Genomic DNA, 16,699 nt, shown 5'->3' on the forward strand with positions numbered 1-16,699 from the left:
TCATCATTACTAACATTTGATTGAACAGTCCAGACTGATAAACGTAGCCTTACTACCGTGAAGGTGGACGCAGACACAGGCGACGATCACCCCTACACCTCGGAGCGCGCCGCCGGACTCGCCTCCGCCCTGCGACTGGCGGTGGCCCGGATCACTCGGCGGCTCCGCCAGGCGCACGCCGTGGGCGACGTATCGCTGTCCGGCGTCTCGGTACTGGCCCGGCTGGCCGCCGACGGGCCGGCCTCGCCCGGGTCCCTGGCCGACCTCGAACGTGTGCGCCCCCAGGCCATGGCCACCACGCTCGCCGTGCTGGAGCAGCGCGGGTTGGTCCGGCGAACCCCGGACCCGGCCGACGGACGGCGTTCCATCGTGACGGTCACCGACGACGGCCGCGCCATGCTCGCGGCACGGCGCTCCGAATCCGTTCAGCGCCTGGCCGACGTGCTCGACGAGTTCACCCCGCAGGAACGGGCCACGCTCGCCGCCGCGCTTCCCCTCCTGGACCGGCTGGCGGAACGCCTGTGAGCGCGCACGGTCCCCACCACGACGGCGGGCACGGGGACCGCCTCCGCAGTGACGTCGGCGGATCCGTCCACGGCAGCACGCGCCTCGCCCGCCGCAGCGCCATCCCCCCGGGCCCCGGCTACAAGTGGGTTGCCCTGTCCAACACCACGCTCGGCGTACTGATCGCCACGATGGACGCCTCCATCGTGATCATCTCGCTGCCCGCGATCTTCCGCGGCATCGGGCTCGACCCGCTCGCGCCGGGAAACATCGGCTATCTGCTGTGGATGATTCTGGGCTACCTGCTGGTGTCGGCCGTACTCGTCGTCGTCCTCGGCCGACTCGGCGACATGTTCGGCCGAGTCAGGATCTACAACCTCGGATTCCTCATCTTCGCCGGCGCGTCGGTCGCGCTCTCCCTCGACCCGTTCCGGGCCGGAGCCGGAGCCCTGTGGCTGATCCTGTGGCGCGTGGTGCAGGCGTTCGGCGGGTCCATGCTCACAGCCAACTCCGCCGCCATCCTCACCGACGCCTTCCCCTCCCGACAACGCGGCATGGCCCTCGGCATCAACCAGATCACCGCGCTCGCCGGCCAGTTCCTCGGTCTGCTCGCCGGCGGCCTGCTCGCCGCTGTCGACTGGCGGGCCGTGTTCTGGGTGAGCGTGCCGATCAGTGTGACCGGCACGATCTGGTCGTATCTGAGCCTGCGGGAGACGTCGGTGGGCCGCCGCGGCCGCGTCGACTGGCTCGGCAACGTCACGTTCGCGGCGGGCGCCGGCATCCTGCTCGCGGGCATCACCTACGGCATCCAGCCCTACGGCGACAGCGCAACCGGCTGGGGCAACCCGTGGGTCCTCACGGGCCTCTTCGGCGGCGCCGGCCTGCTGCTCGTCTTCTGCTACGTCGAGACACACATCGCCGAACCCATGTTCCGGCTCTCGCTGTTCAAGGTGCGGGCGTTCGCCGCGGGAAACCTGGCCGCCCTACTGACCGCGATCGCTCGCGGCGGCCTGCAGTTCATGCTCATCATCTGGCTGCAGGGCATCTGGCTGCCGCTGCACGGCTACGACTTCGAGGACACCCCCTTGTGGGCCGGCATCTTCATGCTGCCGCTCACACTGGGATTCCTGATCGCCGGCCCCCTGTCCGGCTACCTCTCCGACCGCTTCGGCGCCCGGGTCTTCTCGACCACCGGCCTGCTCCTGGTCGGCGCATCCTTCGTCGGACTGCTCGTACTGCCGATCGACTTCGACTACGCGATGTTCGCCGTGCTGCTCCTGCTCAACGGACTCGGCCAGGGGATGTTCTCCTCCCCCAACACCTCCTCGATCATGGGCAGCGTGCCGCCGGAATACCGAGGTGTCGCCTCGGGTATGCGCTCCACGTTCCAGAACTCGGGCACCGCCCTGTCCATCGGCGTGTTCTTCTCACTGATGGTCTCCGGGCTGGCGTCGTCGCTGCCCTCGACACTGAGCAACTCACTCCAAACGCACGGCGTACCGGCCGACACGGCCCAACAGGTCGCATCGCTGCCACCCGTGAGCACCCTGTTCGCCACGTTCCTCGGCAACAACCCCATCGAACACCTGCTGGGATCCGGCAGCACGCTCGCGCACCTCACCACGGCCCAACGCGACGCCCTCACCGGACACACCTTCTTCCCCCAACTGGTCTCCGGCCCCTTCCACCACGGGCTCACCATCGTCTTCACCGTCGCCGCGGCCATGGCCCTCGTCTCCGCGCTCGCCTCGGCACTGCGGGGGCGCCATGAACGCGCCGACGAACACCCCCCACAGGACCGGGCATCCGCTGTGGCCTGCCCGGACGACACAGGACAACGACCATGGCGCAGCACGCCCTCCGCGTCATGGACGTCCAACGCGGAATCGTCGACCGACTCGCCGAGGACCCCACCCACATCTGCCGGCTGCGCCGGGCCGTCGACGCCGCGCACACCGCCGGCATCCCGGTGATCTACGTGGTCATCGGCTTCCGCCCGGGCCACCCCGAGATCAGCCCCGCAACAAGACCTTCGCGCAGCTGGCGAAGAGCGCCCGAGGCACAGTCGGTGGGTTCACCGAAGGCGATCCGGGAGCCGACGTGCACCCGGGCGTGGCGCCCGGCCCGCACGACCTGATCGTCACGAAGAAGCGGGTGAGCGCGTTCACCGGCAGGCTGACACGCCCCTCAGGGCAAGCGGGTGCCGATGCGGGCGGCGAGAACGGCGACGTCGTCCCGGGCGGGGCGGGGGGCGAGACGGGTGGTGAGCAGGTCGCACAACCCATCAAGGGACTGCTGTGCGCCGGCGAGCAGGCGGGTGAGTTCTGTGAGGCGCACGTCCAGGTCAGAGCCACGAGTTTCGACAAGTCCGTCGGTGTAGAGGACGAGAACGCTGCCAGGGGGGAGCGAGTGCTCGCTGGTGGCGTAAGTGATGCCGCCGATGCCCAGGGGAGCGCCGGTGGGCAGGTCGAGAAGGCGGGCGGTGCCGTCAGGGGTGATGACCGCAGGCGGAGGGTGTCCGGCGCAGGCGAACCGGCAGGTGCCCGTGGTGGCATCGACCACGCCGTACAGGCAGGTGGTCAACAAAGGGCTGTCCAGTTCCTGCAGGGCCTGGTCGAGCTGATCCAGGAGCTGGGCGGGGGGCAGGTCGAGGTGGGCAAGGGCACGGACCGTGGTGCGCATCTGGCCCATCACGGCGGCGGCCGTGACGCCGTGGCCCATAACATCGCCAATGACCAGGGCGGCCTTGCCGGGGGCGATCTCGATGACGTCGTACCAGTCGCCGCCGATTTCATTCACGTCGGAGGCGGCCTGATAGCAATGGGCGATCTCGATGCCGGCCGGCGGGCGGAGCCTACTGGGGAGCATGCTGCGCTGGAGGGTAAGCGCGGTGTCATGCTCGCGGAGGTACAGCCGGGCTTTGTCGATGGCCAGGGCAGCATGGATGGCAAGGTCACCCGCGACAGTGAGGTCAGCGGAGTCGAAGCCGGTGGACCGTCCGGACCGTAGGAAGGTCGCGACTCCCAGGACCAGGCCGCGGGCGATGAGGGGGACCATCATCATCGAGTGGACTCCCATGCGACGGATCCGCTCCGGCGTGGCCGTGTAGCGGGCAGCTCCGGCGACGGCACGGGCGTCCAGACGCGGAAGCAGGAAGGGGCGGCGCTCGATCAGGGCCTGGGCGTAGGGCGCGGCGGCGGGGAAGTGCAGGATGCGGCCCGCGGAGACCAGGATGTCGGCGATCGGCGAGCCGTGCGCGGGAGCCTTGCCCAGGCGGCGCAGGGCGGCGCCGGTGGTCAGCCCGTCCAGGGGCTCGGCGCCGTCCGCCACTGTGGTCAGGACGTCGACGGTGGCGATGTCGGCCAGCTGGGGGACGGCGATCTCGGCGAGTTCCTGGCCCGTGCGGGCGATGTCCAGGGTGGTGCCGACCTTCAGCGCGGCCTCATTGAGCAGCTCCAGACGCTGCCCGCCGGCCGCGGGGTCCAGGTCGGGCCTCTGGTGGGGGTGAGCGGTGACGTCGATGACCGAGACGCTGACGCCCATGGGATGGCCGAACCGGTCCTCCATACGGAAGTAGGAGCAGGACCAGACCCGGTCGCAGCCGGGGTCGGCGGGGGTGCGGCCGATCCGGTGGAAGTTCACCACCGGATCGCCGGTCTCCAGCACCCGGCGCATCGCCGCCTCCATCTGCTCGGTGTTCACCCCAGGCAGCACCTCGGCCAGCCGCCGCCCCACATGCCGGGCCCCCGGCAGCCCGTTCATAGCCTCCAGGGCTGGGTTGACCTGCCGAAAGCGCAGCTCGGTGTCAAAGACCGCCAGACCCACCGGAGAACGGGCGAACAGCCCATCCAGCAGCGCATCGACCCCGCGAGCCTGCCGCGCGGCACGGGCGTCGGCGGCCAGCCCCAGAATCTTCCCCTCCTCGCCCGGCTGACCGGAAACCGGGCACAGCCACACCTCCAGCTCCACGGTCGAGCCGTTCTTGTGCCGGACAGGAAACATCCCGGTGATGCTCCGACCCTCCGCGAGCGCCCCGCGCAGCAGGCGGGCCGCCGGACGGCTTTCCGGGACGACGAGGTCGATCGCATCACGGCCCAGCACATCGTCGGCGCTGTAGCCAAGCAGGTCGGAGGCGGCCATCGCCCACTGCACGATCCGCCCCGTGCCGTCAGCGACGATCAGAGCGACGGGCAGCACGTCCCACCAGGCCGCTGCCCGCTCGGCTGCGGCCACGCGGTCCCCCAGATGCGCCTCATGCATCGTGATGACCCCACGCGAAAGCATCGGTACGACTATTTCCCAGTATGAGGGGCGCAGAGGCCACTGTGGGCGGTGAACCTCGCCTGCGCCCACACGGATGCCGGCATCGAGGCGGCCCGGCTGCGGATGCGCGGCCTGGTCGATTCAGGGACTGGCCTGCGGGACCTGCGCAACGGACCTGTGCGGAACGTGTCCGGGGTGCGGCCCGGGAAGCCGCCCGCTCTGCGTGCCCCGCCCCCGCCGACTGCCCGTCGCACCACGACCGACGACCGATGACCAGTCAGTGGCCACTTTGGTGATCTTCTCGGCACCTGAATGCTGTACCTGACCGGGCTGGTCACCGCGCAGTCACCGCTGCCCGTGCCGATCGGGGGTGATCCGCTCTCGCCGTGTGACCGCCTGCCAGCCACGGGTCGCAGGCTTACTGAGCCTCCAGGCCGCCGCCGGGCGCGGCGTGCAGGGTGATCTCCCCGCAGGAGGAGTGGACGAGGTGGCGGACGATGGGCAGCCCAAGGCCGACACCGAAGGGCATGGAACTGCGGCGACTACGCACTCGGGCCGGACGACAGGCCGTCACCGGACAGGTCACTGTGGGCTTCCTGATGCGATCTTGATTCGCACAGTCAATTGGGCAGCGAAGACGTAGCGTTCACCCCCGACGAGCTGCGGCACGTCCATCTCGGCGGGTGCCGGCGAGATGGAGGAAGAGCGCCTTCTCGCCGGGCACCTGCGCGATTCCCGCGGACTCGCGAGCTGCGGGAGAGGATGTGGACGCTCCCCCTCGGACGATCAGCGGCGCCTTAGTGACGGTTCCAGCAGCGCGGGCGGAGTGTCGTACTTCTCGTGCGCGGCCAGGTCGACACCGGGGGCGACGATCGCGTCGATCGCGTCGAGCACATCGGCGGAGAGCACGGTGTCAGCGGCGGCGAGTTGCGAGTACAGGTGGTCCGGCGTTCGGGGACCGATGATCGCGCTGGTCACGGCGGGGTGCGCGGTCACGAAACCGAGCGCGAGCTGGATCATCGTGAGGCCGGCCTCGTCGGCGACTTCGGCCAGCTGCTCGACGGCATCGAGCCTGGCCCGGTTGGACGGAATGGTGGTGTCGAAGCGTTGCGGCATGAACGTTGAGCGGCTCGTGGTGATGTCCTGTCCCTCGCGGATCGCACCCGACAGCCAGCCTGAGGCCAACGGGCTCCACACCAGCACGCCAAGTCCGTACTCCTCAGCCACGGGCAGCACGTGGGTCTCGATCCCGCGCTGCAGGATCGAGTAGCTGGGCTGTTCGGTGACGTATCGGCTCAGGTGATACTCGCGGGCGGCCCACTGTGCTTGCACGATGCGGTATGCGGGAAAAGTTGACGAGCCGAAGTAACGGATCTTCCCGGCGCGCTGCAGGTCGGTCAGAGCCGCCAGCGTCTCCTCGTCACTGGTCCTCGGGTCCCACCGGTGGATCTGGTAGAGGTCGACGTGATCGACACCGAGACGGCGCAGGCTGTTGTCGAGTGCGGTGACCAACCAGCGGCGCGAACTGCCCTGATGGTTGCGCTCGTCGCCCATCGGCATGCTCGCCTTCGTGGCCAGCACGATGTCGTCGCGTCGGCCGGCGATGGCCTTGCCGACCATCTCCTCGGACTGGCCGTCGCTGTACATGTCGGCGGTGTCGATGACGTTGATCCCGCCCTCGAGCGCGGCGTCGACGATGGCGGTGGCCTCGTCCTGGGTGGTGCGCCCGATCGTGCCGAAGTTCATCGCGCCGAGTGCGAGCGAGCTGACCTGCAGACCGGTGCGGCCCAAGGTGCGGTACTGCATGACCGTGTTCCTCCATTGCGGGTGAAGCGTGATGGAAAGGCGTGGCTTGGTGAAATGCCAGGGGCTTGGTGAAAGGCGTGGCTTGGTTGTCGCGCCCCTGCTCTGACATCATGAGCAAACGGAACCCTGTTCCGGAAACATACGGAACGTTGTTCCGTTTGACAAGCCTCGGTAGCGGAGGGAGCGGCGCGGTGAACGACAGCGACGAGGGCACAGGGCGCACAGCCCAGTCCAAGCGGGCGGATGCCCGGCGCAACAAGGAGACGCTGCTCGACGCGGCCGCAGCGGTCTTCGTCACGTCAGGCGTGGAAGCGCCGGTACGCGACATCGCGGCCAAGGCCGGCGTCGGGCTGGGCACGATCTACCGCCACTTCCCGACACGAGCGGATCTCATCATCGCCGTCTACCGGCACCAGGTCGACGCCTGCGCCGAGGCCGGTCCAACCCTGCTGGCGACCAGCGCAACCCCTCACGCTGCACTGGGGCAATGGATCAACCTGTTCGTTGATTTCCTGGTCACCAAGCACGGCCTCGCCGCCGTGCTGCAGTCCGACGACGCCGGCTTCGACACGCTGCACGCCTACTTCCTCGACCGGCTCGTGCCCGTGTGCGCCCAACTGCTCGAAGCCGCAGTCGGCGCCGGCGAGATCCGCTCCGACATCGACGCCTACGCACTCATGCGCGGCGTCGGGAACCTCTGCATCGGCGCGGAGAACAATCCCCGCTACGACGCACGTCGACTGGTCGAACTCCTCATCGCAGGACTACGCCGACCGCACTGACAACCGGCCGGACAGCTGATGAGGGCCGGCCACCCCGGGCCGCGATCAGCGCGGGAGGCCACTGCGCGCAGTAGCTCCCACAGCAGCTGCGATCCCGCCGCCCGGACACCGAGCGGGCGACGGTCGACCAGGTGCGGCCGCTGCCGCTTCGCGAAGTCCCGCCCCGGCTTCGTGACGCGCCCGTTGGTCGCCATGACCACCACGCCCACCGTGTACGCGGGCCGCGCCGTGCCGCCGAGCGCCTGCAGATCAGGCGTACCCACCACGGAGCCGCGGTCCCCGCTGCGGCGGTGCTTCCACGGGATCACCCCGCGGCGCCCGAAAGGATCCGTGGCCTTCATATCCGCCCGGGACCGCCCCGCCACCGGGCCCCGGCAACCGTTGCGTCGCAACAGCTTCCGGACCGCATTCTCGAACTCGCGGTGGTGCAACGCGTCGAACTGCGCCAGCACGTACCGCAATCCGCGCACCCGCACCCGCCGCCGCGCGCAGGCTGCAGACGCCGGTACAGCCAGCCAACGCCTCCGTTGCGCCGGAAAGCGAAGGAGGCCGTGGCAGAGCTCCAGCCCTCGCGTTGCGTGCGGGGTATCCGAGCGCAGCCCGGCGGACCGCGGTGCCGGCCCTGCCGCCGGCCGAGGGTCCGGACCAGAGAACCGAACGCGTCGGCCCAAACAGCCGCAACTGGGCCGCAAGGGCACTAGGTTGCCTGACATGTATGCCACGCACGTTTCTCGACGCGTGAAGGCGGCCCCCGCAGTCGTCTATCAGGCACTCATCGACCGCGACGCGGTGGCGGCATGGCGCGTGCCCGTCGGCATGACCAGCCGTGTCCACGAATTCGACCCTCGCGAAGGCGGCTCGTTCCGCGTCTCGCTCACCTACAACGACGCTGCCGGCTCAGGAAAGTCGGATGCCCACACGGACACCTACCGCGGCCACTTCGCGCGACTCGTTCCCAACGAGCTGGTGATTGAGGTGTTCGAGTTCGAGACGTCCGACGATGCACTGCGCGGGACGATGACGATGACCACCTCCCTCACACCGGTGGACGACGCAACCGACGTCGTGATCGTGCACGAGGGCATTCCCGATGATGTGCCACGTGAGGACAACGAGTTGGGTACGCGGATGGCTCTGGACAAGCTCGCCCACCTGGTCGAGAGAGGCTGATCCCTCACCGGCCGCGTCACGAACCGGCTCAGTCGAGCCGGCACACCCGGGTAGATGCACGGGAGCCCGGGGGACGCGATCCGCCTGGTCGCCAGGGATGCCCCCGCGGCGGTGACGACCGTTACCAGCCGATACCGCGACGCGGTGCGGCGCAAGCGGCCGGTGGGGCGCACTGGAGGCCGGACGGATGCACAGGGGCTCCAGTGACGTACGCGCGCCTGATGCCACCACCGGCAGCGTTCCGGGAGTCGTGCGTTACTCGGCCCAGGGCGTGAAGCCGGTATGGAGGACGGCTTCGAGAGATGCGCGCAGTTGGGCTGCCGCGTCGGCTCCGAAGCTCTCCTCGAATCGGGCTTGCACGTCTTGCCACAGCGGGAGCGCCTGCTTCATCCGGGACAGGCCGTCCGGAGTGATCGTTACGATCCGTGCGCGGCGGTCGGCTGCCGACGGCTCCACGGTTACCAGGCCCTCCCGCGCCAGCGGCTTGAGATTCGAGGCCATCGTCGTGCGGTCCATGGCGATCATCTCAGCGAGGCTGGTGATCGTCGTTTCCCCGTGAGCGCTGAGCTTCTGCAGGATGCTGAACTGCGTCGCACGAAGACCGACCGGGGTCAGGGCCTTGTCGTACGTAGCGCCGAGGTACCGGGCCGCCTTGCGCAGTGCCAGGTTGTTGCACGAGTCGGCGAGGTTCGTCGGTGTAGGGGTCACGTTGCCCTCCAAAGCTTCCCACCCATGATAGGAGCATGTGCTCGCACATATGAAGGGGCACCCCGCGTTGGACATCCTGGACAGCGACCCGATCGGGCGCCGGAACGGAACGCCGGACCGGACGCCATAACGGAATACGAGCCGACGGATTCGGCTCGAGAGAATCCGGCCTTGCCACCGAGCAAATACGAGCATATGCTCCTAATAGGGCTGGTTCACATCAGGACCGTGATCAGCCGACGGAGCGGAAGCCGAAGGGGCCGCCCTGACGCAGCCGACCGACAAGAACCCGTCGGCAGGCGGCATGCGCCGCTCCCCCGAACGCAACCCCCCACCGAACCGGTGACGCACCGCGTGCGACTCGCCGACCTCATGGAAGACGAACCTCACATGGATCTGAAACTCGAACTCATCACGCTGCCCGTGTCCGACGTCGATCGGGCCAAGGCTTTCTATGCGGCGGCGGGATTTCGCCTGGATCTCGACAAAGCCGTCAGCGAAGACTGGCGCGCGGTGCACTTCACACCGCCCGGCTCCGAGGGCTCGATCATCTTCGGCAAGGGGATAACCTCCGCCGCGCCGGGCTCGACCCAGGGCCTGTACCTCGTCGTCTCCGACATCGAGGAGGCCCGCGCGGATCTTCTCGGCCGCGGCATCGAGGTGAGCGAGGTGTTCCACGACGCCGGAGGCCTGCTGTACCACGGACACGACGCCGGAAAGGTCACCCACCAAGTCGAGGGCCAGGGACGGGTTACCGGCCCGCACCCGGACCGCGCCTCCTACGGCTCCTTCGCCACCTTCAGCGACCCGGACGGCAACGGCTGGGTGCTCCAGGAAATCACGCAGCGGTTCCCCGGCCGCTGACACCACGTCAGTCACCCATGAGTGCGGCGGGGACGGACCATGACCGGCCTGCATAGCGGCGGGCTCTTCCAGCCCTTGGGTGCAGCGCCGGCACAAGGCTGGGCGCGTACATGCGATCCGCGCCCAGCGGTCCGGCTGCCATGAGACCGCGTCGGCCGTGCCGTCGTACGAATCTCCCCGGACACGATCAGCAGGCGACAAGCCGACCACGGCGTCTGCGGTGCCGAGCGCCAACCCACCCGCCGCGCACAGACCGGCGCGCTCCCAGACCCCCTTGCCTACCACGCCCGCCGACAGGCCGCTGATGGAACAACCACCAGCCGCCCGCCATGAGTCATCCCGCTCAGAACACCACCAGGAGACACACCATGCTCAAGATCAACCTACGCTACCTGGGCGCAGCCGCCGGCCTGGCTGCCGCTCTCGCCGTCGCCCCACTGACGTCGCTCACCGCATCCGCATCGCCGACCAGCAGCACGCATGACACTCACCAGCGCACCGAAATCATCCAGTTGCTCGCCAAACAAACCCAGTCCGAATCCCTCGACCTGGGAGCGAAGGGACTCAGCCTGGGCGACGAACGCATCATCGCCGAAGACCTGTACCAGGACGGCAAAAAGATCGGCGACCACAGCGTCGTCTGCACCTACGTTCACATCAACCCGAGCCAGCTCCAGTGCGTAGGCACCTTCGCACTGCCCCACGGGCAGATCGCCGGACAAGCCCTGCTTCACCTGCCCCCCGCCCCCGCGATCGACATCCCCATCACCGGCGGCGCGGGCGCCTACCGCACAGCCCACGGCTACGTCCACACCGTCCCCGCTGGAGACACCGAAAGGCAGCTCACCTTCCACATCACCCACTGACCGCCCACCAGGACGCCACAGCGGCGAACACTTCATGACCGTCTGCCGGTTCACCCGGCGAGCCGTGCCCGCTCCAATGGTCACCGACGCCTCGGCCACCACCCAACTCCCCACCCACAGGCCCACAGGAGGGCCGACAGATGTGAGGCACTGAGCCCTGGGCGTCCAGTGGCCGGGAGTCGCGGCTGCGTGTAGAGCCGGTCATCGATCTGTCGAACGAGCGGTTCGGGCCCGGCGCCACAGCCGGCACTGGTCAACGCGGTGGTGCCGACCACGATGCCCATGTCGGTGTCCAGGTCTCGGCGTCGGAGTGGTCGAACCGTCCGGAGCTGAGGTGGTCGCGGAGCGCGGCGAGCGACGGGTGCGGGTTGTCGCGGTGCCATACGAGTGAGTGCGGGTAGACCGGTGCCGGGTTGCGCACGGCGATGCGCCGCAGGCCGTGGTCCGCGGGCCAGACGAGGCGTGTCTGCTCGCCGACGAAGGTCGCCAGTGACCGGGAGTCGGCGAGGGTGTCGAGCAGGGGCTCGGTGCCGAAGTCGGGGCCGGTGATCTCGATGGTGAGCCCGAACGCGGCGGCGAGGGCGTCGTAGTAGGCGGCCCACTCGGTTCCGGGAACGATGCCGGGCATCCAGATCCGGTGCCCGACGAGTTCAGCGGGTGTGACCGCGGGGGCGGCGGCGAACTCGTGGGCCGGTCCAGTGAGAAGCTGGACGGGCTCGTCGAAGGCCCGGGCGACCCCGATGTCGTCGGGGAGCTGCCGGCCGGGCATGGTGACGGCACGGAAGGACGCGTCGATCGTGCCGGATCGGATGGCGTCGATGGCTGCGTCGACGTCGAAGAGGGTCACGACATCAAGCTCGACCTCGGGGTGCGCGCGATGGAAGTCGCCCAGCACGCCTGCCGGGGCGAGCCGCCGCCCGATCACGTCGACACGCAGCGCGCGACGGCCGGGACGAACGGAGGCGACAGCCCGCTCTTCGGCCCGTAGGAGATCGCGGGCATGGGGCAGGAACGCCTGTCCGTCGATGGTGAGCTTCGCTCCTCGCGCGGTGCGGGTGAACAGCCGCACGCCGAGGATCTTCTCCAGCGTGGCGATGCGTTTGGAGACGGCCTGCTGGCTGATCGACAATTCGGCGGCGGCATCTTGGAACTGCCCCGCGTCCGCGGCGGCCACGAAGGTACGCACAGCATGGAGATCCACCCCGCCCACGGTATCTGTACAACGAATGGTTGTGCTTTCCTGGCTGATCGGTTGTTTGAACTCGCCATCTGCTAGTCGCTTTGATGCCGATGGTCAGCGTGTGGTTGTTCCGATCGGCGAGAGGTGCGTTGGCTATGACAGGCAGGCGGGCGCTGGGGAGGCGGTTCGCGTGGTTGTGGGGCGCGTATGCCGTCAGCTCGTACGGCACAGGGCTCGGGTTCGGCGCGTTTCCCTTGATCGCGGTCCTCGTGCTGCACTCCGGGCCGACCCAGGTGGCGGCGCTGTCTGCCGCGGGGCGGGCGGTGGGGGCCGTGATGGCGGTGCCGCTCGGCCCGTGGGTGGAGTTCCGCCGCAAGCGGCCGGTCATGGTCGCGATGGACCTGGCCCGGTTCGCGGCGTTGATGAGCGTCCCCGCCGCGTTCGCGCTCGGCCGGCTCAGCTTCGCCCAACTCCTCGTCGTCTCCGTCGTCGTCGCCGCGGCCAACATCGCCTTCAACGCGGCCAGCGGTGCGTATCTCAAGGCGCTCGTACCGCCGGAGGCCCTGCTCATCGCGAACAGCCGGTTCGAGTCCACGACATGGACCGCGACTGTGGTCGGACCGCCCCTCGGCGGGGCCGCGATCGGGATGTTCGGCCCGGTGACGACCGTGGTGGCCGATGCGGTCAGCTACCTGCTCTCGGCGCTGGGCATCCGGGCCATCGGCGGGGCGGAACCGCGCCCCGCGCGGACGCATGCACCGCGGCTGCGCGCAGGCGATCTGTTCGAAGGATGGCGTTACGTCCTCACCCACCCCACGCTGCGCCCGCTGTTCTTCAACGCGATCGTGGTCAACGGCCTGATCATGGCCTCCGAGCCGCTGCTCGCCGTACTCCTGCTGGGCCGCCTCGGGTTCGCACCGTGGCAGTACGGTCTCGTGTTCGCGGCCCCCTGCATTGGTGGCCTCGTCGGCTCACGCCTCGCACGCCCGCTCGCGGCGCGGTTCGGGCAGCACAAGGTGATGCTCAGCGCCGGGGTGCTGCGTGCGTGCTGGCCTGTCGGATTGGCGTTTGTCCAACCCGGTGTCCCCGGGATCGTGCTCATCATCGCCGTCCAACTAGGCCTGGTCACCTGCTGCGGCCTGTTCAACCCACTGCTGGCCACCTACCGGCTCGACCACACCGATCCCGACCGGGTCGCCCGCACCCTGACCGCGTGGTCGGTCAGCACCAGCGCTGCCATCGCGGCCCTGACCGCCGTATGGGGATTGCTGGCCGCCATCACCAGCCCCCGCACCGCGATCGCAGCCGCCGGCGTCCTCCTCCTGGCCACCCCGCTGCTACTCTCGCGCCGCGAGAACGCGCCCCAGAACACGAAGGAACAGGCCGCGAGCCTCACATGACACGCCGCAGCTGACACCCGGCGTAGACACACCGCGGTAACGTCCTGCGCGTACGCGACGGCGGCGGCTTTTTCCCGACTTCCTCCGCGACCGTTCCCCGTCTGTCCCTGTACGGCGACGGCACTCTGGTGACATCCGCATCGGCGAAGCGGTACGGCCTGCCCGAACCCCGGGTGGCCCCTGTCCCGCGTCGAGGTCCGCACGGTCGTCCGGGCCGCAGAACGGGCCGAACTCCCGCACGCCGGAACGCTGGGGCCCACCCCACCCGCGGACGGCCCCACACGCTCGTACGAACTGGGCGGCAAGACCACCACGACCATCGCACCCACCCTGCGCGGCTGTACGGAGCAACAGGCCCTGCGCGCCCTGGACAAGCGGCTCGACACCCTCACCGAGCACGGCATCCCGTACCGCTACACGGCCCTGGCCGCCGTCTTGCTCGAAACGGGCAAGGGCCACTCCCCCGGCTCCGTGACCTGGCCGCTGGGCGACCTGTCCCGCGCGGGTGAGCCGACCCGGGCCGGTCAGTGCCTGCTGGTCAGAGGCAAGGACCTGGCACGGGTCAAAGCGGCAGCCCGCACCGTGAGTTCGGGTTCGTGGACCGATGGCGCGGCCACGTACCAAGTGACACTGCGCCCCCTGTTGCCCGGAGAGGAGTCGTGCACGGACGTCTCCTCCTGACACCGGCTTTGCTTCTTGGGCACGGCCGCCGACCCAATGGGCCAGGGCCGCCAGGGCCGCCAGGGCCGCCAGGGCCGCCAGGGCGAGGGTGGTGCGCCGGGCGGCGGTCCAGGCGTGCGGCCCGGCTGTCCTCTCGGACCACGAATCGACCTGCTCGACCGTCAACTCATCAGCAGGCAGTCATGCCAACGAGCATCAACCCATCCCTGCGCGCCACAGGCGATGGCCGTACTAGCCCTCGACGAACGTGACCGTCTCATCGAGCGGCGCCCGGCCCGTGCGGGCGTAGTCCACCGTGACGTCCTCGAATCCGATCGACATGCCACAGAAGAGGATGAGGTCGTCCGGAGGTGAGAGGACCTCCGCGACGGTCTTGTGAAACTTCGCCCATGCCATCTGCGGGCAGCTGTGCAGCCCTTCGGCACGGAGCAGCAGCATGACTGTCTGCAGATACATGCCGGTGTCGGCCCATTGGGCCGGGCCCAGGTCACGGTCGATGTAGCAGAACAGGGCGGCGGGCGCGCCGAAGCAGTCCCAGTTCGCGGCAGCGGCCCTCTGGCGCGCCTCGATGTCCTCGCGCGGAATGCCGAGTGCGCCGTAGCGCTGCTCGCCGAAGGCGGATCGGCGCTCGCGGTAGGGGGACTTCAGTCCGGACGGGTACATCTCGTACTCCGGCTCGTCCCACGGGTCGCCTGCGGCCAGGCGCTCGCCCGCGCGCTTCTTGACTTCGGCCAGCGGCGCGCCGGTCAGCACGTAGGCGTGCCACGGCTGGAGGTTCGATCCGGACGGCGCCCAAGCCGCGGCGGACAGCACGCGCTCCACCACCTCCCTCGGGACAGGCCGGTCGGTGAATCCGCGCACTGCCCGTCGGCTCGTGACCGCCTCATAGGCGTCCAAGATTGCCCACCTCCACTGCTCAACGCGTGCAACTTTGTTTCACTCACGATAGTATCATTCAATACTGTCTCGTGTTTGACTATCGTCGAGTACGAATCCTCAGCCCCTGGTTCCCCGCCTCGGGCACCACGTTTTGGAGAAAGTCCATGGCTACGCTGCTGCACATCGACTCGTCCGCATTCCCCGGCGAGGCCTCATCGTCCCGTTCGGTCGCGAGCGCCTTCCGCACGGCCTGGGAGGAGCAGCACCCTGAGGGCACGGTGATCTACCGCGACCTCGCCGCCAACCCTGTCCCGCACATCACCGCCGACGCCTGGTCCGCCGGTTACACCGCCCCGTCCGAGCGCACGCCGGAGCAGTCCGCCGCATTCGCCGCGCGCGTGAAGCTCATCGAGGAGCTTGAGCAGGCGGACGCCGTCCTGATCGGCGCCCCCATGTACAACTACTCGATTCCGTCGACCCTCAAGGCGTGGCTGGACAACGTGCTCCTGCTGGGCCGCACCGCGGGCGAGACCCCCTCCGCCCAGGGCACCCCGGTCATCGTCGTCGCCAGCCGCGGCGGCTCCTATGCGCCGGGCACCCCGCGCGAGGGCTACGAGTTCGTACAGAACTACCTGGAGGCCGTCCTCAAGGGCACGCTCGCCCTGGACCTCGAATTCATCGTCCCGGAACTCACCATGGCCCCCCGCAACCCGGCCATGTCCGAACTGGTCCCCCTCTACGAGGCCTCTCGCAAGCGTGCCTTCGAAGACGCGACCATCAAGGCCAAGGAAATCGCGGAGCGCTTCGCCGCGTAGCCCCCGGGCCAGGGATGCCGTGTGACGGCTCGCCCCAGGACGTCACACGGCATGTCGTCGCCTGCACCCTCTCCGACGGTGACGGTGGCACTCTGCCTGGAGGCCGGCGGCTTGGCGCGGGGGATGGCGACGAAGTGTGCCCACGCGGCAGGCAACCGGCACACGGGTGTGCTTACGCCTCGCTGCCTGCGGGGTAGGCGAACCGGGTCAGCAGATCCGTGAGCTGCTCGGGCTCGCCGGGCCCCAATTCGGCGACCAGGCGCTCAGCCAGCGGTTCGGCCGCGACATGGGCTGCGTCGAAGAGCTCGACGCCCTCAGGAGTGATCTCCACCGCCCGCACCCGCCGGTCCCCCGGAACGCTCTTGCGTACGGCCAGCCCCTTACGCTCCAGGTCGTCCACAACCCGCATGATTCCCGCCTTGTCCGACCCCGTCGCCGAAACCAGGTCCCGCTGCACGGTGGGCCCACGGTCGACCAGCACGATCAGCACGGCAAAATGCCGCAACTCGATGCCGAGCGGCCGAAGCGCCTCCTCCATCACCGCGGCCGCGCGCCAGTGTGCCCGGCGCAGCAGCAGGCCGAGAGCGAAAGGCGAGGGATCCCCGGGGCGGTCGGTCACGCGCGAGGCGGTGGTGCTGCGGGGTACGTCGGCGGTCATGAGGGCATATTACCAGCGATCCTTTCATTCGATACGGTATCGTTTGAAATCAAATGCGGCTACGTCTACCGCGGCCCGGCCTATGCGACCGCCGTCCGTGCACCTCGCCGCTCACCCCGCGGC

The 16,699-nt window shown here is 69.1% G+C and carries 16 protein-coding genes; 9 read left to right on the forward strand and 7 right to left on the reverse strand.

Going from position 1 to position 16,699, the window contains the following annotated elements; translation table 11 throughout:
* Window positions 1-57: 57 nt before the first annotated feature.
* Together ACIBK0_RS42150 and ACIBK0_RS42155 are read left to right on the forward strand one after the other, a co-directional pair.
* Window positions 58-525 carry a MarR family winged helix-turn-helix transcriptional regulator gene (locus ACIBK0_RS42150; RefSeq protein ID WP_399092514.1) on the forward strand — a complete coding sequence of 156 codons (468 nt, stop codon included), beginning with the start codon at window positions 58-60 and terminating at the stop codon, window positions 523-525.
* Between the two features lie 170 nt (window positions 526-695).
* Window positions 696-2,477, forward strand: coding sequence for an MFS transporter (locus ACIBK0_RS42155; RefSeq protein WP_399092596.1), 1,782 nt, complete (start codon window positions 696-698; stop codon window positions 2,475-2,477).
* Between the two features lie 214 nt (window positions 2,478-2,691).
* Here ACIBK0_RS42155 and ACIBK0_RS42160 read toward each other — a convergent pair whose 3' ends face one another.
* Both ACIBK0_RS42160 and ACIBK0_RS42165 read right to left on the reverse strand, forming a co-directional pair.
* The gene (locus ACIBK0_RS42160) at window positions 2,692-4,788 is read right to left on the reverse strand and encodes a SpoIIE family protein phosphatase (protein WP_399092517.1); all 2,097 of its coding nucleotides are present in this window, start codon (window positions 4,786-4,788) and stop codon (window positions 2,692-2,694) included.
* Between the two features lie 765 nt (window positions 4,789-5,553).
* On the reverse strand, window positions 5,554-6,573 hold the full coding sequence (locus ACIBK0_RS42165) for an aldo/keto reductase (protein WP_399092520.1): 1,020 nt from the start codon (window positions 6,571-6,573) through the stop codon (window positions 5,554-5,556).
* A gap of 191 nt (window positions 6,574-6,764) precedes the next feature.
* On the opposite strand from ACIBK0_RS42165, the gene ACIBK0_RS42170 reads away from it, so the two are divergent.
* Window positions 6,765-7,355 (forward strand): TetR/AcrR family transcriptional regulator, encoded by a 591-nt coding sequence (locus ACIBK0_RS42170; protein ID WP_399092523.1) that lies wholly within the window; start codon window positions 6,765-6,767, stop codon window positions 7,353-7,355.
* Here the strand turns inward: ACIBK0_RS42170 and ACIBK0_RS42175 are convergent.
* Window positions 7,298-8,068 (reverse strand): restriction endonuclease, encoded by a 771-nt coding sequence (locus ACIBK0_RS42175; RefSeq protein ID WP_399092526.1) that lies wholly within the window; start codon window positions 8,066-8,068, stop codon window positions 7,298-7,300. The two genes, ACIBK0_RS42170 and ACIBK0_RS42175, sit on opposite strands and share 58 nt — an antisense overlap.
* On the opposite strand from ACIBK0_RS42175, the gene ACIBK0_RS42180 reads away from it, so the two are divergent.
* Entirely contained in the window at window positions 8,067-8,525 is a 459-nt protein-coding gene (locus ACIBK0_RS42180) for an SRPBCC domain-containing protein (RefSeq protein ID WP_399092529.1), read from the forward strand. The two genes, ACIBK0_RS42175 and ACIBK0_RS42180, sit on opposite strands and share 2 nt — an antisense overlap.
* A 255-nt stretch (window positions 8,526-8,780) precedes the next feature.
* Here the strand turns inward: ACIBK0_RS42180 and ACIBK0_RS42185 are convergent, their stop codons facing one another.
* Window positions 8,781-9,233: a MarR family winged helix-turn-helix transcriptional regulator gene (locus tag ACIBK0_RS42185; RefSeq protein ID WP_399092532.1), complete on the reverse strand. Its 453-nt coding sequence runs from the start codon at window positions 9,231-9,233 to the stop codon at window positions 8,781-8,783.
* Window positions 9,234-9,623: 390 nt separating this feature from the next.
* Here ACIBK0_RS42185 and ACIBK0_RS42190 point away from each other — a divergent pair, with 390 nt between their 5' ends.
* The gene (locus ACIBK0_RS42190) at window positions 9,624-10,097 is read left to right on the forward strand and encodes a VOC family protein (protein WP_399092535.1); all 474 of its coding nucleotides are present in this window, start codon (window positions 9,624-9,626) and stop codon (window positions 10,095-10,097) included.
* 368 nt (window positions 10,098-10,465) lie between these two features.
* Window positions 10,466-10,963: a hypothetical protein gene (locus ACIBK0_RS42195; RefSeq protein ID WP_399092538.1), complete on the forward strand. Its 498-nt coding sequence runs from the start codon at window positions 10,466-10,468 to the stop codon at window positions 10,961-10,963.
* 253 nt (window positions 10,964-11,216) lie between these two features.
* On the opposite strand, the gene ACIBK0_RS42200 is transcribed toward ACIBK0_RS42195, so the two are convergent.
* Window positions 11,217-12,164, reverse strand: coding sequence for a LysR family transcriptional regulator (locus tag ACIBK0_RS42200; RefSeq protein WP_399092541.1), 948 nt, complete (start codon window positions 12,162-12,164; stop codon window positions 11,217-11,219).
* A 134-nt stretch (window positions 12,165-12,298) separates the two neighbouring features.
* Here ACIBK0_RS42200 and ACIBK0_RS42205 point away from each other — a divergent pair, with 134 nt between their 5' ends.
* Both ACIBK0_RS42205 and ACIBK0_RS42210 read left to right on the forward strand, forming a co-directional pair.
* Window positions 12,299-13,543 (forward strand): MFS transporter, encoded by a 1,245-nt coding sequence (locus ACIBK0_RS42205; protein WP_399092543.1) that lies wholly within the window; start codon window positions 12,299-12,301, stop codon window positions 13,541-13,543.
* Between the two features lie 471 nt (window positions 13,544-14,014).
* Window positions 14,015-14,224, forward strand: coding sequence for a hypothetical protein (locus tag ACIBK0_RS42210; protein ID WP_399092546.1), 210 nt, complete (start codon window positions 14,015-14,017; stop codon window positions 14,222-14,224).
* A gap of 231 nt (window positions 14,225-14,455) precedes the next feature.
* Here ACIBK0_RS42210 and ACIBK0_RS42215 read toward each other — a convergent pair whose 3' ends face one another.
* Window positions 14,456-15,121 (reverse strand): nitroreductase, encoded by a 666-nt coding sequence (locus ACIBK0_RS42215; protein WP_399092549.1) that lies wholly within the window; start codon window positions 15,119-15,121, stop codon window positions 14,456-14,458.
* A gap of 146 nt (window positions 15,122-15,267) precedes the next feature.
* Here ACIBK0_RS42215 and ACIBK0_RS42220 point away from each other — a divergent pair, with 146 nt between their 5' ends.
* Window positions 15,268-15,918 (forward strand): FMN-dependent NADH-azoreductase, encoded by a 651-nt coding sequence (locus tag ACIBK0_RS42220; protein WP_399092552.1) that lies wholly within the window; start codon window positions 15,268-15,270, stop codon window positions 15,916-15,918.
* 172 nt (window positions 15,919-16,090) lie between these two features.
* Here ACIBK0_RS42220 and ACIBK0_RS42225 read toward each other — a convergent pair whose 3' ends face one another.
* Window positions 16,091-16,576, reverse strand: coding sequence for a MarR family winged helix-turn-helix transcriptional regulator (locus ACIBK0_RS42225; protein ID WP_399092555.1), 486 nt, complete (start codon window positions 16,574-16,576; stop codon window positions 16,091-16,093).
* Window positions 16,577-16,699 lie beyond the last annotated feature (123 nt).

Origin of the sequence: Streptomyces sp. NPDC050564 (assembly GCF_044457265.1) — a bacterium.
Taxonomy (GTDB): domain Bacteria; phylum Actinomycetota; class Actinomycetes; order Streptomycetales; family Streptomycetaceae; genus Streptomyces.

Coding starts and splice junctions, on each gene's coding strand:
- ACIBK0_RS42155 (WP_399092596.1), top strand. CDS start 696: ATGGACGCCTCCATCGTGATCATCTCGCTGCCCGCGATCTTCCGCGGC.
- ACIBK0_RS42160 (WP_399092517.1), bottom strand. CDS start 4,788: ATGCTTTCGCGTGGGGTCATCACGATGCATGAGGCGCATCTGGGGGAC.
- ACIBK0_RS42165 (WP_399092520.1), bottom strand. CDS start 6,573: ATGCAGTACCGCACCTTGGGCCGCACCGGTCTGCAGGTCAGCTCGCTC.
- ACIBK0_RS42180 (WP_399092529.1), top strand. CDS start 8,067: ATGTATGCCACGCACGTTTCTCGACGCGTGAAGGCGGCCCCCGCAGTC.
- ACIBK0_RS42175 (WP_399092526.1), bottom strand. CDS start 8,068: ATGTCAGGCAACCTAGTGCCCTTGCGGCCCAGTTGCGGCTGTTTGGGC.
- ACIBK0_RS42190 (WP_399092535.1), top strand. CDS start 9,624: ATGGATCTGAAACTCGAACTCATCACGCTGCCCGTGTCCGACGTCGAT.
- ACIBK0_RS42195 (WP_399092538.1), top strand. CDS start 10,466: ATGCTCAAGATCAACCTACGCTACCTGGGCGCAGCCGCCGGCCTGGCT.
- ACIBK0_RS42205 (WP_399092543.1), top strand. CDS start 12,299: ATGACAGGCAGGCGGGCGCTGGGGAGGCGGTTCGCGTGGTTGTGGGGC.
- ACIBK0_RS42220 (WP_399092552.1), top strand. CDS start 15,268: ATGGCTACGCTGCTGCACATCGACTCGTCCGCATTCCCCGGCGAGGCC.
- ACIBK0_RS42225 (WP_399092555.1), bottom strand. CDS start 16,576: ATGACCGCCGACGTACCCCGCAGCACCACCGCCTCGCGCGTGACCGAC.